This is a genomic window from Pseudanabaena sp. 'Roaring Creek' (assembly GCF_001402795.1).
Taxonomy (GTDB): domain Bacteria; phylum Cyanobacteriota; class Cyanobacteriia; order Pseudanabaenales; family Pseudanabaenaceae; genus Pseudanabaena.
Genome location: NZ_LIRE01000050.1, coordinates 1 through 16,146, shown reverse-complemented (window position 1 = coordinate 16,146; position 16,146 = coordinate 1). Strand labels below are relative to the sequence as shown.

The window sequence follows — 16,146 nt, the reverse complement described above, 5'->3', positions numbered from 1 at the left end:
ACTAGTTGGGGGTTATTGAAACGAGCTTCGCTCGTTTCAATAACCCCGCAAATTTCTTTTGGGAGACTACTAGTACAGTGGACGACAGCTATAAGTGAAATCGGACTGCTATAACTAAAATCCAGATTGAAAGCCCAGATTAAACCCCTCTGCCAGAGAGTGCAGCTTGCACCACAGATTTTTGATTTTTATGGGGCTTTATGATTTATGGAGAATTTTTGGCGAGGTAAGCCTCTAAATATGAGACAACGGAAGGAAAAGATTGATCGATTTCGAGCATTAGGCGATCGCTATTTTCCAGTTGTCGATTATGGGCGGCTAATTCTAATTCACTACAAATATCAGAAAATGCCTTAGCCCCAAGCATTCTGCTGATTCCTTTTAGGGTGTGAGAGGCATATTCTATCTGGGCGCGATCGGAGTCTGATATGGCTTGACGTAAATTTTTTAATAAAACTGGACATTCTTCGTTTAAAAATAGATGGATCATGCGTTTAGGCAGGGCTAGAGAAACCTTCTCAATTTCCTGAAGGGCGCGCTCGTCAAATTCCATTGCCTTGGCACTAGGTGGGGGCGGGGTCATTTCTTCGGGAACATTGCCCCAGCATTCCAACATTCTTTCTAAGGTGTCGAAGGAGATGGGTTTGCTGATATAGTCATCCATGCCCGCTGCTAAGCAAATTTCGCGATCGCCCTGCATAGCACTTGCTGTCATAGCGATTAGGGTGGGACGGGGGCAATTAGTGACTTGATTTTTGGATATTTCAGCCCACTCATGCACGATTCGACTAGCCGTTTCTAGCCCGTTTAAACGAGGCATTTGGACATCCAAAAATACGATGTCAAAGGGATGATTTCTGAGGGCTTCCAATACTTCTAAGCCATCATTGACAATGGTTGGGGTATATCCCATTTTGCTGAACATTGCTAAGACTAGCTCTTGATTAATCAAATTATCTTCGGCAACTAAAATATTGAGTGGTAACTTAGCGGTCAGGTTGTTATGCAGCCTCTTAGACTGACGGAGCCTTTGTCGTCCCTCTGTTGGCGATGCGATCGCTGGCGGCATAGCATCGATCGCCGTAATGGGTAAAACAAAAGAGAAGGTGGAACCATTGCCAAGGGAGCTTTCTGCCCAAATTCTGCCGCCCATCATTTGGACGAGTTTTTGACAAATGGCCAGTCCTAGCCCTGTGCCCCCATACTGGCGAGCTGTGGCGATCGAAGCTTGGGTAAAGGGCTGAAATAGTTTTTGGATTTGTTCTGGAGAGAGCCCGATACCTGAATCCCGCACTTCAAAGAGTAGGGATGGTCTACTTTCATGCTGAAGAAATTCATTCTGAGACTCACTCTGGAGAGATTCATTCTGGGATTCATTCAGGAGGGATACGGATAGTCTTACTTCTCCTTTAGGCGTAAACTTGACCGCATTGTTCGCTAAATTAAGGAGGATTTGGCGTAACCTGATCGGATCGCCGAGGATATAGGGGGGAGCATTGCTATCGATGTGGTAAAGCAATCCGATGCCCTTGCTTTCTGCTGCTTGGCTGAGGAGAGCGCAGGTATCGGCAATAATTTGCGTAATATCAAGGGGTATATTTTCCAGCAAAAGCTGCTGGGATTCGAGTTTAGAAAAATCAAGAATATCGTTAATGACCGTTAGTAGTATTTCACCACTGGTTTGAATTGATTGAACAAAACGATTTTGTTCTCGATCGAGGGTTGTCGTTGCTAATAGTTCGGTCATCCCCAGTACTCCATTAATTGGGGTACGGATTTCATGGCTCATCATAGCTAGGAATTCTGATTTAACTCTTAGGGCGGCTTCTGCTAACTCCTTAGCTTTTTGCAGATTGTTTTCGTACTGTTTGCGATCGGTAATGTCTCGAAATCGCCAAACAAATCCCCAAAACTTGCCAGTGGGAGAAGTGACAGAACTACTAAAATATTCGTAGGTCAGCCCATCATTGATCAGTTCTCCATGGGTCACGCGATCGGGGGAATCGTAGGTATCCTCTAGGATTTGGGTGATGGGTTGAGGAAAGTCAGATTTTTGGAGAAGCGGAAGTAGTAGTAAATTTTCATTATTGGCATTGATTGTGATGGGTTTAACGCCCCATATTTCACACATTTTTTGATTGTATGCGACTAAACGCCCCTGTTCGTCCGCTGCAATCACCCCTTCTAAGCTTGCCTCAAGTTGGGCATGGACTAGAGCATTGGCTCGCTCTAGGCGATCCTGTTGTTCTTTAATCCGTAACATCGATCGCACTCTCGCTTGAAACTCTTGCGAGTTTAAGGGCTTGCTGATGAAGTCATTTGCCCCCGCATTCAAACATTTGGCAATGTCATCTTTAGAGATAAGGGCTGTAACCATAATGATGGGAACATTGTTCCACTTCGGTATCGCCTTAATCCTTTGACAGACCTCAATGCCATCTATTCCAGGCATCATCACATCTAGAAGGATTAGATCGGGCTTAAATGTATCTAGGTGAGCGATCGCATCTTGACCATTAGGCGCATAGTGCAATTGGTAGTTGTGATCTCTCAGAAAAGTTTCAATCACATCAAAATTATCCGCTTCGTCGTCAATGATTAAAACAGATGCTAGATTCATTGCCTATCTTCTGGTTGCTCTAATGGTTGCTCTAATAGATCAACAAGTCGATCTACTGGTTGCTCTAAAAGTTGATGAATAGCGGCTGCCAACTGCTTTAGCTTAACAGGTTTATGGATATATTCAGTTGCACCTGAGGTGATATAGCGATCGCGAGCCTCTGGCATGGCTAAATCGGTTAGAGCCACGATCGGCGTATTCCTTAAGCTAGGGATCTGGCGGATTTGCTGGATCGACTCAAATCCATCCATGACGGGCATTTGAATATCCATGATAATTAAATTTGGCTTTTCTGACTGGGCTAGGGCGATCGCTTCTTCACCATTATGAGCTGTGACAAAGCGATAGCCTTTTGTACTCAGATAGCTAACCATTGTCATAATATTTGCCTCATTGTCTTCCGCTAATAAGATCAAGGGGATGGGAGTTGATTCAGAGAAGCTAAAGGAATTTTGAGCAAATTGTGTACTGGTTGGCAGCGAATTTAGCTCAATCAAGTCTCGATCCTCGTCAACACATGGTAGCTCAATGGTAAAGCAGCTGCCAACTCCTACTTCACTACTCAAACTAACTGTACCTCCATGCAACTCCACCACCCGTTTGACTAGGGCGAGTCCCAAACCTGTGCCCTGATATTGCCGATTGAGGGCGCTATCGATTTGAATGAATGGTTGAAATAGTTTTTTAATATTTTCTGGCGAGATGCCAATACCTGTATCAATTACAGATATTTGGAGGAAGCTTTGAGGGGATTCTTGATGAGCGTTAATTTTGTCCTTCCGTTTGACCTCAAGGTCGAGACTGCCTCCGTCGGGAGTAAACTTGACCGCATTATTGAGAAGATTGATTAAGACTTGGCGAATACGTCGTTCATCTACGAGGAGGTCAGGCAGATGTGGAGGCATTTGGATCTCTACCTGAATGGACTTTCTTAATGCTTGTTGTTTAATAAAGGCAAGGCTCGAGTGAAACAGGTTAACGACATTGCAGGGGGTGATATCTAAGATAACCTGTCCTGATTCAATTTTAGAAACATCTAGAATGTCATTAATTAACTCTAATAGATGGATCCCACTGCGTTCGATTAGTTGGATTGCCCTAGTTTGCTCGCCATTGATCTTACCGAAAATTTCATCCTGAAGAGATTCGGACATACCCAAAATCGCGTTAAGTGGGGTTCTTAACTCATGGCTCATATTGGCAAGGAATTCATCCTTGAGTTTCGTGGCGCGGGATAGCTCTTCATTGGTTCTGACTAGAAGCTCTTCTGCTTGTTTGCGATCGCTAATATCGTAATTAATACCAATCATTCGCTGAGCTTGCCCTTGCTCGTCTCTCTGGGCAAGGGCATAGGCTTGGATATGTCTAATGCTGCCGTCTTTGCGCAGCACTCGAAACTCCATATCAAAATCTCGTTCGCCTCTAACAGCCTGTTGGACTCGAGCAATACTAGCTTCTGAATCATCGGGATAAAGGCAATTCACCCAGTCTCTAAAAGAGCCAGAAAAGTCTGAGGTGCTGACACCATAAAGTTCGTGCATCCGCGCATCCCAGATTAAGCGATCGCTGGGTAGATCCCATTCCCAGATCCCAATCTGAGCTGATTTAATAGCTAGCTCCAAGCGATATGACATCCTTTGGAGTTCCAATTCGGCGAGCTTGAGGCAGCTAATATCTTGGATACTAGACCAGATCAGGATCTCCCCCTTTTGATAAATAAGCAATCCATTTAAAATTACGGGAACTAAATGTCCGTCTTGATGAATGTATTCCTTCTCATAGGGACCATAACGCCCTTCTTGATAAATTTTTTGGAGCTGTTCCGCTTCGAGATCGGCATATTTCGGTGGGGTAATATCCCAGTAGGTGAGTTGCACAATCTCTTCGATATTATATCCTAAGATGTCAGCAAAAGCTTTGTTAACATAGATGAGTTTGCCATCTGCGTCACAGCTAGCTAGTCCAATGGGAAACTCCTCGATCAGTTGGCGGTTAAAAGCTTCGCTTTCTGCGAGAGCTTGCTCGGCAAGTTTGCGATCGGTAATATCTTGATAAATGCCTAAAACTCCAATCACTTCACCCTGCAAATTCCGTAAAGGCACCTTATTGGTCTCAACCCAAGCAACTTCCCCATCTGCCTTATATTGGGTCTCAATGATATTGAGTTTGGGAGTGCCTGAGTCGATGACTTGGCGATCGTCATCGATATATTTCTTGGCTTCGGTCTGACTCCAAGGCAGCTCAAATTCGGTCTTGCCAATAATTTCGCTAGATGATGCGAGTCCCGCACTATTGGCAAAGTTTTGGTTGCAGCCTAAGTAAACAGAATGACAATCTTTCCAAAATACAAATAGAGGGAAAGTATTGAGTACGGTCTGGAGAAACATTTGGGATTCATGTAATGCTTTATCCGCTTTTTTACGCTCGGTAACATCCCTAAAAATACCCCTCGTGGCGATCGCTTTCCCATTCTCCCACTGACAATTTACATTCCCCTCGACGTTAATGACTCTACCATCCTTAGCCAAAAATCTAGTTTCAAGCCCGAAACATTGATTCCCCTCAAAAAGGTTGTTCATGGCTGTTTGACAATGGCACAAATCATCGGGATGAACGATCTGAAAAATGGATAGATTCTCTAATTCGCGATCGTCATAGCCTAAGGTTCTTTTCCAAGCCTGATTTACTAGCAGGATCTTACCGTCAGGGGTTACACTCTGGATTAGATCGGTGGCATTGTCAAAGAAATCCCTTAGTTGTGATTCACGTTCTAGTAGTTCTTGAGTGCGAATTGCGACTCTAGCTTCGAGGGTTTGATTGAGTTTTAAGATGTCAGCTTCAGATTTTTTGCGATCGCTAATATCAGTAATCGTGCCAATATATCCTGTAATCCGACCCTCCCCATCAAACTCAGCAACCGATTGTCCAAATACCCATGTAATTGAGCTATCCGATCGTATAAATCGATATTCGAGGTTAAAAGGAATATTGGTTTGAGTAGATCGATACCACTCAAGTGCAACCCTATCGCTATCATCAGGATGCAAGGCCTGCGCCCAACCTCCTCCCATAGCATCGCTGGCACTAATTCCTGCAATTTGACACCAGCGTTCATTCACATATATGCATTTGCCAGCGGGATCGGTGTGAAAAATCCCTACGGGCGCGGAGGTACAGAGAGCCGCATAACGTCGTTCGCTAGCCCTAAGGAGCGCTTCAGTCTGTTTGCGTTCTTGGATCTCTAATTCTAAGGATTGGTTTGCGGCTTGTAATTTAGCAGTGCGTTCCCGCACACGACGTTCTAAATTTTCTTGAGTAAGCAGTAAAGATAACTCCACTTGCTTCATTAGCGTAATATCATGCATCAAACCCACGCGGATTCGTCTTGTCCCATCTTCAATAAAAGACTGAGATAGCAACATAGAAACTTCACTACCATCCTGCTTAGTGATGGAGATTTCCGCATCTGAAAACCAATCGTATTCTACAGGGAGAAGGGACTGGGAATTGACGGGAAGAATCTGCTCTATAAGCTGTGGCTGTCCTAGCGATTCAATTGATTGTCCGATGAGATTCTCTTGACCTAAATTGCAGAGCGATCGGAGCGCTTCATTGACAAATAATAATTTTCCTTCTTCGTCGATAATATAAGCGCTATCCTTAACCTGTTCCATAGCATGACTGAGCAACCTAAGTTGCTGTTCCGATTTCTGGCGGGCTAGGGTTTTGCTAACAGTTACTGGCAATACTTTTAGATAGTTACGTTCGGGATCTTTGATCAAGTAATCAGAAGCCCCTTCGTTCATTAAGACAGCAGCAATTTCCTCATCACCACTGCCCGTCGAAATAATAAATGGACAGTTTAGCTCTTTTAAAAGCGGGAATAATTCATTGGAAAAGCCGTCCCCCAAGTTATAATCTAAAATCGCAACTTCAAAAGACTGTTGATTGAGAATGTTAAGGGCTTCAGATAGCGAACCTGCAATGGTATAGTCGTAGGATAATCCCGATTTCTTAACATAGCGCGTAAAGGCAAGTTGATCGATCGGATCGTTCTCCACCAGTAAAATCTTAGTTTGGTCTGAATTATGCGGGGATGGGGGAATCATGGTAGGGACTTTTTAGCATCAGGTAATTGATGGAGGAGACGGCTTGATCGGCGATGCGGCTAGGTGATGAAAGACGATACTTCGTTTAAACACCAATATTGATAGATTATTTGTAGTTTTTCGACAAAATTAATATATTTGAAAGGTTTGACAAAATAGCCTGCAACACTCAATTGAAAACCTGTAAGGCGATCTTCATCTTCTTGAGATGTTGTTAAAATGACGACAGGAATTTTGCACCATTCTGGGCTGCTTTTGACGATTTTCAGAAACTCCAGTCCGTTCATGCGCGGCATATGTAGATCTGAGATAATGAGTGCGGGGGTGGGGTTACTGGGCTGGGACAAAAAATCTAGGGCTTCTTCACCGTTATAGCAGACAGAAATGGGATTCTTGGCATTGATATCTCTAAACCCCCTCTGTAAAGTCATGATATCTAGCGGGTCGTCTTCTATTAGCAAAATTGGATCACAGATTTTCATGCTTGTCTGCCCTTAGATAGGGACGGTTCATCGTTTCTACATATTGGTAGCGTAAAGTAAAATGTGCTTCCCTGCATAATTTTTGAGGTTACCCAAATATGACCGCCGTAGATTTCGACAATTTTTTTAGCGATCGCTAAACCGACTCCCGTACTATCAGGCTGGTCGCTGGGATTTAAGGCTTGGAAAATCTGAAAAATCCTATTAAAGTATTTCGCCTCAATCCCTATACCTGTATCGCTAACATAAAATTCCCAAAAATCCTTTGTCTCATCATACCCAATATGGATTTCTCCCTCACTCTTGCCCATATATTTAATGGCATTGCCAATTAAATTCTGAAATAATTGCTGTATTCTTGTGGTGTCGGCGAGTATTTGCGGTAGTTGGCGATCGATTTGGATTTTAATTCCCGCAGGGGGAGTGATGAATTCAATTACGCCTAGGACAACTTGATGGAGATCGATCGGGATTTTTTCTTCCCGCAGGCGACCGATACGGGAATATTGCAATACACCATCAATCAACTCGCCCATGCGACGTGCTCTTCCCCCGATTAATCCCAATACTTTCTTGCCTTCTTCATCAAGGCGATCGGCATAATCTTCAATAATCCAGTCCGATAAGGAAGCGATGCCTCGTAAAGGTGCTTTGAGATCGTGCGATATGATGTGGGCGAAGTCTTTGAGCTCTTGATTGACCGATGCTAGCTCTTGCATCAGTTTTTGCTGCTGTAGCTCGTGGCGCTTGCGTTCGATCGCATGGAGGATCGATCTTTCCAGTAGTAGGGGATTGAGGAATTTACCCTTAATTAAATAGTCAGAAGCACCTGCGCTCATGGCTTGGCGATCGATCTGACTATCGCCTACGCCCGTGAGGAGAATGATCGGTTTATTGCATCCCCGACTAATCGCTTCCTGCATTAGTTCTAACCCATTCTCTTTGCCGAGTCGATAGTCTAATAGATAGGCTGCATGGCGATTCTCGGCGATTTTCGCTAATCCGTCTCGATAGTTGCTGCTCCAGTCGAGTTTAAATTCCAATTGTTCGGATTCGCTTAAAAAATCGCGAGTTAAAAGATAATCATCCTCATCGTCATCAATTAAAAGGATAGGAAAAACTTCTGAAGCCATAGTTTTATCTCCAGTTTTATCTCCAGTTTTATCTCCAGTTTTATCATGGGCTACTGGAACCCTATGAGCCCTTGGTTAGCAAATTAATGCTAGAGGCTCTATCGGGTAATTCGACAATCTCAAACCAGTAAGTCCCTAAGGTTTTCATGATCTTGACCATTGACTCAAAGACCACAGGCTTGGCAATGAATGAACTCACTCCTAAATCATAGGTTTGCAGGATATCTTCTTCAGCCCTCGACGTTGTCAAGACGACGATGGGAATTTGGCGCAGATTGGGATTGGACTTGATTTCTTTTAATGCTTCTCGCCCATCCTTGCGCGGCATATTCAAATCTAGCAAGATTAAATTCGGTCGAGGGGCACTTTGGGGATCGCAATATTTACCTTGGTGTAGCAGATAGTCCATCAATTCTTCACCATCTCCTACAAAATAGAGATCGTTAGCTAAGCGATTTTCTTCTAAAGCTTCCTGCATCAACAGGCGATCGTCTTCGTCATCTTCTGCTACTAGGATTATGATAGGGGTTCCTTTGTTGATCATAATCTTAACGAGCTCCGACAGCTTGGTGGATAGGTATGGTAAAAATGAAAACTGAACCCCGATCGAGCTGACTTTGAGCCGTAATCATGCCTCCATGACGTTCTACAATTTTACGACAGATCGCTAACCCAATGCCAGTTCCTTCATAATCTTTTCGTCCGTAAAGGCGTTGAAAAATTTGGAAAATCCTTTCTACGTATTTCTCCTCAAAGCCAATCCCATTATCGATAATCCTCACTTCACACCAGTCTTGATTGTCGCTATGATAAATTCGCGATCGCACTTGAATGAATGGCTGGACGCTATCTTTGTGGAATTTAAGGGCGTTGCTCAATAGGTTTTGGAAAATCTGGCGCATTTGCAGGGCATCGGCATCGACGACAGGTAATGGATCGCATTCAATCATGGCTCCTGTTTTTTCAAGGCGTATTTCTAAGTCGGATAGGACTTCTTGCAAAATGACACTTAAATTTACGGATGCAAAGGGCTTGGACTGAGTCGTCACGCGAGAAAAGATGAGGAGATCGTCAATGAGTATTTGAGCGCGACTTGCGGCATTCAGCATTCTCGCTAGATAGTCTTGACCTTTATCGCTCAGGGAGCCTTCACAGGTGGACTTGAGGCGATCGCCAAAGGCTTGGACTTTTCGTAATGGCTCCTGTAGGTCGTGGGAGGCAACATGGGCAAAATCCTGCAATTCTCGGTTGCTGGTTTCCAATCTTTCGGTCAAGTTATGTAATTCGGTAAGAGTCTTAAGGCGTTCCTTAACTTCTATCCTTAATTCATTTTCCGTCACTTTGAGGGGAGTAATATCCGTCCGAATGGCAAGATACTGATAGGGCTTACCAAGGTCATTGAGAAAGGGAACAATTGTGGTGTCAACCCAGTAAAATGAGCCATTTTTAGCACGATTTTTGATTTCTGCTCGCCAAATGCGCCCTTGCGAAATCTCCTGCCACATCTCTCTAAAGAACTCGCGGGGATGATATCCAGAGTTGAGAATATGGTGATTCTGTCCGATGAGTTCGTCGCGATCGTATTGAGAGATTTCACAGAACTTATCGTTAACAAATGTAATCGCACCTTGAACATCGGTAATTGCCACGATCGCTGTGCGATCCAAGGCATCGGTAATGTCTTTTACCTGCTTTACAGCTTTTTGGCGTTCGGTAATATCCTGAGCGACGATCAGAAATCCTGTAATTTCATCGCGATCGCTCTGCATGGCGACAATCGATATTAAAACAGGAAAGCGATCGCCATTTTTGCGAATATAAGTCCATTCTTGTTCAATAACTTGCCCCAATCTTGCCTTGGCGACTAATACATCAAATTCTGAACCTATGGGCTGATTTAACTCCGCTGATAATTGTTGCGATCGCTGGTTAATTTCATGGCGATCGTGAAAAATCGTCGATTTCTCGCCAAGGATTTCCGTTGCTTGATATCCCAACATTGCCTCGGCTCCTGCATTGAAGGATTGAATTGTGCCCAGCAAGTCGGTAGCAATAACGGCAAAATTAATACTATTTAAGATCGCTTGTTGAAACATCAAGGCTTTGGATAGTTGCGCTTCTGAGGTCTTGCGAATGGCGTTACTATGCCTTAATTCCAATTGACTAATAATAAGACGGCTCAGAGCGGTCAACCGTTCGATCTGTAGAGGGGTAAGGTGACGGGGTTCGCGATCGATCACACATAATGTGCCCAGTGTAAAATTATCAGGGGTTTTTAGTGGGATGCCAGTATAAAAACGAATCTGGGGATCGTTAACGACTAAGGGATTGTCCGCGAAGCGACTATCTTGGGTGGCATCGGGAACCGTGAGAATCGCATTATCGGCAACGACATGACCGCAAAAGGATAGATCTCTGGAGGTTTCCGAGGTATCTATACCGACTTTTGCCTTGAACCACTGCCGATCGCGATCGATTAAGGAGATTAAGGCGATCGGCGTACCGCAAATATCGGCAGCGATTTGGGTCAAATCGTCATACTCTTGTTCTGGTAAGGTATCGAGGATTTGATAGCGGTCAAGGGCGGCTTGGCGATCTTTTTCGTTGTCAGAGATTGTAGGTATCTGCATAACAAGACAATACCTAATAATTTAGCGAATTTAGCGGTGTCTAACCAGAAAAGAGGGCAAATCTACTTTGGAGGTTGGACGAGGCGATCGCAATGGAGTTGTTTCGGGAAATGCGTCGAGCGATCGCGTACCTCGGTAGTTGGGTTCGGATTCGGCAACGGGGTGTTGAGTTAACTGTTTGGCTGGTTTCTCAGCTAGTAAACGATCTAACGCACCGCTGAGTTGTAGGGCATGATGTTGGTGGCGAACGGACTGCTCTTTCCAATGCTGAATTGCGGCTTCATACTCCGATGTTTTTGATGCTTGTTGCAGGACCTGGTTTTGGAGGTCTTCGATCTGCTGTTCTAATTCTTGGACTCTAGTGAGATCGCTGACATATTCATTTTCCAGTCCCCGCAAGGATTGTTGCAATTGGGCGCGATTGGAAAGATGTTGAATTAGTTCTTCCTCAAATTGATCGCGTTGAGACTTTACCTCCGATAACTTAATCTGGGCAATTTCAATGGTTTTGGTGGATTCTCTCAGGAGCGATTGGCTAGTTTCTAGCTCTTTAGTGAGGGTTTGCTGGGAGATATCGAGGGCTGTGTTCTGACATTGAAGTTGATGAATTAACTCGTTTTTGTCGCTAATTTCCTGTAGGTGTTGCTGCGTAATTTTCTGGGTCTCGATTTCGATAGCTAGGGCTAAACGATGTTGAAATTCTTCCTCAAGTTGCAAAACATGAATGGCTAAGCGATCGCTGAGATCGCGATCGTCGGACATTGGGGTAGAGGCTGGGAGCTTAGCTTGATTTTGAAGTTGGGTAATTTGGCTCGTGAGTGCGGCGATTTGGCGATCGCGATCGTTGGTAACGCTAATAATTTCCTGTTCTAGCTGATCGACATACTCACATTCAAACTGATGTTGTGCCTTTAGAGTCTCTAGCTCTGTATGGAGGCGATCGCGCTCAGTTGTTAACTCAGTCATTAACTCAGTTATTAACAATGCTTTTTCGGTAGATGCAGCATTAGTCTGGGAATTATTAATCTGGGAATTATTAATCTGGGAATTATTAGTCTGGGAATTCTGATGATCGGTCGTTTCTGCTGACCAATCGTCTGAAAACCCATCGATACTGTCTAGATCGAGATCTTCAAAATTATTTAGCAACATATTGGCAACTTTGGCGATCGCTTTTTCTTTAGGCTTTACGTCTTTTAAGAGCGCGTCAAGTTCGTCATCATCATTAACGGGTACTGCCTGAACCGAAACTTCTCGTAGAGCTGCTTCACGTTTCATATCACTCACGGATAACCTCACCCACAATACCGAGGTATTTTTACAAGTCAAACATTAACAGACTTTGCCAAGTTTGCAAGTTTTTTTCTGAGCAATTCCGCGTAATTATTATGGCTTGCGGGATTATGGCTTGCGGGATTATGGCTTGCGGGGAAGGTTGCGAACAAAAGTTTGGATTTCTTTGTAAGGACTTAGAGCAACTATTTCCTTATCAGTCTTTTTGAAGACAGTTTTCTCAGGTAATTGCTTATTCTCAAATTGCTTACTTACAATGACCGCAGGAATAGTATTGTCAATTACATCTACATCACAGCGCACGGTAAAAGCAGGTATTTTTTCATTGGTTCTTTCATTGATATAGTCGCCGTCGCGCAAATTAAAACAGTTAATCTGCACAACCGTCTTTACTTCCGCCACTGAATTGGCATAGAGTTCACCTAATGCTGCCCGATCTTCTGGCAAAAATTCACTCTTGTTGTCGGCTCGTTTATAGACGAAAATCACTTTCCCCTTAAGATAAGGCTGATCTACTTCTTTTACTGGGGGCGCAAGAGCGGCAAATTTGTCACTTTGGGATTCCAACTCGTCTAGGGCTTTTTTCTTTGCTTGCTCTGCTTGAGCATTTTTATCTGCCTGCTCTTTGTCAAGTTTTGCCTTAGCGATTTGCTCAGGTAATTGGCAACCTGAAACGATAGTTACACAAAATAAGGAAATTAGGATTAGCCATTGGGATGGGGCATTTTTGAGAGACATTTTCATAGGTTTCTCTAGAATCGACTTGTTTTAATAACTTGTTTTAATAACTTGTTTTGGGAAACATTAAGCGATCGCCCCGACTCTTGGAAAACTAATCGCCCGACTAACTATCTGAAAATATATGGATAGTTAACTAAATTAATACCTAGATTAATACAATGGGGATGATGTGATCAACCAAGTCGAAATAAACCCCAAAGATGAGTGGCTGCACAAAGCGCAGCCACTCATCTTTGGGGGGTTCTAAACAAACCTTATGTTGCTCACCCGCTGGGCGTTATGCTCTTCTAAGTTGGGGATAATTAGAATCTTGAGTTTTTGATGGGGATTTGGATGAGGAATTTACTGCCCTGAGACTGATTGGAGTCAAACCAAATTTTGCCACCATGCCTTTCCGTCACAATCTGATAGCTAATCGCTAATCCCAAGCCAGTTCCTTTGCCTACGGTTTTGGTGGTAAAAAATGGATCGAATATCTTAGAGCGAATCTCTTCGGGAATACCAATGCCATTGTCGGAAATAGCGATCGCAATTTGGTTATTATCAACTTGACGCGAATGAATCCAGATGGCGTTTGGTTTGTCAGAAACCTCTTGAAATGAATAGCCCTGATTGCTGGCTTCTAGGGCATCGATCGCATTGGTCAAAAGATTCATAAATACTTGATTGAGAGAGCCTGCGTCACATTCAATTAGAGGTAATGTACCGTAATCCTTGATCACCTGAATGGCAGGACGCTTTTCTGTGGCGTTCAGCCGATGTTGCAAAATCACTAAAGCGCTGTCAATTCCTTGATGAATATCTACTGCTTTTAATTCTGCCTCATCCAAACGCGAAAAACTTCGTAAGGATAAAACGATCGCCCGAATGCGATCGGTTCCAATTTTCATGGACTGAAGCATTTTACTCAGATCCTCCTGTAAAAAGTCTAACTCCAGATCGGCTAGTTCTTTATCGAGGGATTCAGGGGGATTCGGATAGTATTTTTGGTAAATTTTTAAAGCAGCTAATAAACCTTGAATATACTCGGAAACATGGGATAGATTCCCATGAATAAAACTAACTGGATTATTAATTTCATGGGCAATTCCAGCGACCATCTGCCCCAAAGCCGACATTTTCTCACTCTGAAACATTTGTAGTTGGGTTTGCTTCAGGGTCTGTAGCGTTTGGTTTAGGGTTGAATTCTTTTTGTGTAACTCTTCTGTTCTCTCCTGTACGCGAAATTCCAGATTTTCATTACTGCGAGCCAGTTCTGCAAAGGCAAAGCGCAATTTCATTTCCGCATTCGTGCGTTCGGAGATAGTTGCGGTCAGTATGAGAATGGTAAAGGTAATTACGCCAATAAAGGATTGCAGTTGCATTAAAGACTGATTGATATCTAGCGTTGCAAAGGCTCCCTTGCCATTAACGGTGGCAACCACAGCGATCGCAGCAACCACAAAGGTTAAAAGGGTTGCACCGAACTGTCCTAGCCGAAAGGTAGCCCATAATAAAATGGGGATTAGTAAATACTCCAAATGGTAGCCATCGCCAAAGGCAATTTTGCCAATGAGAACGGTCAAAATTAGCAGAATTAAAGGTTCTACGATCGCCTTGAATCTTAAAAACCATAATCTCTTTGTCGAGGGCGGTATAATTGGTGAGTCGATATCGCGATCGGGCTCGATAAATAACCACTGCCAGTTGGGATAGTGATTGGTTTGGAGCCACCTTCCACAACTAAGTAGAATCGGAGTCACGATAAAAATTCCTGAAATGTTAGAAATCCACCAAGTTAACCAAACGGAGCTATAGCTTGCCCAAGCTAGCCTATTACTTAATACTAGGCAAAGTACGCCAGATGTGGCGTTGACGATCGGAGAAATCGCGCCAGTTAAAAATAGAAACTTGAATACATCGGTAATCCTTTCTAAGGGATAGCGATATTTTGTCGATCTTCGCAGTAGAAAAGCTCCTAGTAGAGTGCCCAAAGTTGTACCGATCGCAATTCCGATTACGGGGATGCTGGAAGTGACGATCGATAGAATATTGGTGGCATCGCGGAATGCCCAGAAGTTAGCAAGAAATGAACCTAAAAAAACACCATACCCAATCCAGTTACCAAATAAGAGAACTGCACCCACGGCAATGCCATCGGGAGGCCAGACTGGTGTCACGGACTGCGGTGTAGAGGCAAGGTTCCGCGCAATTTCCGCCGTGCCATAATAGGCGATCGCTAAGATGAAGATACCGACTAGCTGTTTCTGGGTATAGGTAAATAGAGGAATTTTTTGCTGAAGCATGGTTTTTTACTGACTGTTGACATCAATATTGTTTTATTGATTTCTAAATTGTTTTTAAACTTAGATAGCTCCCCCTAAATACCCCATATATCTGATATCAACTAGATGCAAAAAGCCATTTAATGCTCTAAATTAATCCTCTAAATCGGTCGAAATGGGAAGCTTAAAGCGATATAAACTAAAAATACCGTAAAATACGCTAAATGTCAGTAAAATAACACGCTTGTAATTTAACCTTAACCTAAATAATACATTACTTAATATATTTCTTATATATAATTCTTTTGTATTTAATATTAGCGACTTTTATAGATTGTTTCCCAGCTTTTTGATTAAGGTTGTTTGATGGGCTTAGCTTAAATTTGCGATCGCAGTTATGATTAAACTCAGAAAATGTGTTTTGCCCGATTAATTAAGGATTCCACCCCAGAGCCCACCGAAGTAAATCAATTTTATGGTTGGATGATTTATGGTTGGATGAAATAATCATTAAGTAAGTTGGCTTAATTAAATGCAAAACCCCAAACCTGCTGCACATGCTGCGCGTGTGCCATTTTATATCTGGACTTTAAGTATGCTGAGGTACTTAGCTGAGATACTTAACTGAGATACTTAACTGAGATACTTAATAAATAGTGGTAAAAAGAGAGTCTTTCTTGTGTGATGTAATTGTCAATATCAAATCTATCCGTTTTTCTATCCGTTTATTACATCAATGATAATTTCTCAGTTTGATATCTTATGTGATTGAAGTGTGATTGAGGTGTGATTGAGGTGTGATTGAGGTGTGATTGAGGTGTGATTGAGGTGTGATTGAGGTGTGATTGAGGTGTGATTGAGGTGTGATTGAGGT

General features: G+C 43.1%; 9 protein-coding genes. All 9 read right to left on the bottom strand.

Annotated elements, in window-relative coordinates; all coding sequences use genetic code 11:
• Window positions 1–205 precede the first annotated feature (205 nt).
• Entirely contained in the window at window positions 206–2,620 is a 2,415-nt protein-coding gene (locus AC805_RS01705) for a response regulator (RefSeq protein ID WP_055073814.1), read from the bottom strand.
• Window positions 2,617–6,729, bottom strand: coding sequence for a PAS domain S-box protein (locus AC805_RS01700; RefSeq protein WP_055073813.1), 4,113 nt, complete (start codon window positions 6,727–6,729; stop codon window positions 2,617–2,619). The genes AC805_RS01705 and AC805_RS01700 overlap by 4 nt, the downstream gene beginning before the upstream one ends.
• Before the next feature lie 59 nt (window positions 6,730–6,788).
• The gene (locus tag AC805_RS01695; protein WP_055073812.1) at window positions 6,789–7,211 is read right to left on the bottom strand and encodes a response regulator; all 423 of its coding nucleotides are present in this window, start codon (window positions 7,209–7,211) and stop codon (window positions 6,789–6,791) included.
• On the bottom strand, window positions 7,208–8,344 hold the full coding sequence (locus tag AC805_RS01690) for a hybrid sensor histidine kinase/response regulator (RefSeq protein ID WP_055073811.1): 1,137 nt from the start codon (window positions 8,342–8,344) through the stop codon (window positions 7,208–7,210). The genes AC805_RS01695 and AC805_RS01690 overlap by 4 nt, the downstream gene beginning before the upstream one ends.
• Window positions 8,345–8,405: 61 nt before the next feature.
• Complete coding sequence (locus AC805_RS01685) at window positions 8,406–8,888, bottom strand: response regulator (protein WP_055073810.1); 483 nt, start codon at window positions 8,886–8,888, stop codon at window positions 8,406–8,408.
• A 4-nt stretch (window positions 8,889–8,892) separates the two neighbouring features.
• Window positions 8,893–10,974, bottom strand: a complete 2,082-nt coding sequence (locus AC805_RS25980) for a PAS domain-containing protein (RefSeq protein ID WP_055073809.1) — start codon at window positions 10,972–10,974, stop codon at window positions 8,893–8,895.
• A 30-nt stretch (window positions 10,975–11,004) separates the two neighbouring features.
• Window positions 11,005–12,252 (bottom strand): hypothetical protein, encoded by a 1,248-nt coding sequence (locus AC805_RS01675; protein WP_055073808.1) that lies wholly within the window; start codon window positions 12,250–12,252, stop codon window positions 11,005–11,007.
• A 138-nt stretch (window positions 12,253–12,390) separates the two neighbouring features.
• Window positions 12,391–13,011: a hypothetical protein gene (locus AC805_RS01670; protein WP_055073807.1), complete on the bottom strand. Its 621-nt coding sequence runs from the start codon at window positions 13,009–13,011 to the stop codon at window positions 12,391–12,393.
• Window positions 13,012–13,310: 299 nt separating this feature from the next.
• Window positions 13,311–15,293, bottom strand: a complete 1,983-nt coding sequence (locus AC805_RS01665; RefSeq protein WP_072143491.1) for an MASE1 domain-containing protein — start codon at window positions 15,291–15,293, stop codon at window positions 13,311–13,313.
• Window positions 15,294–16,146: the final 853 nt, after the last annotated feature.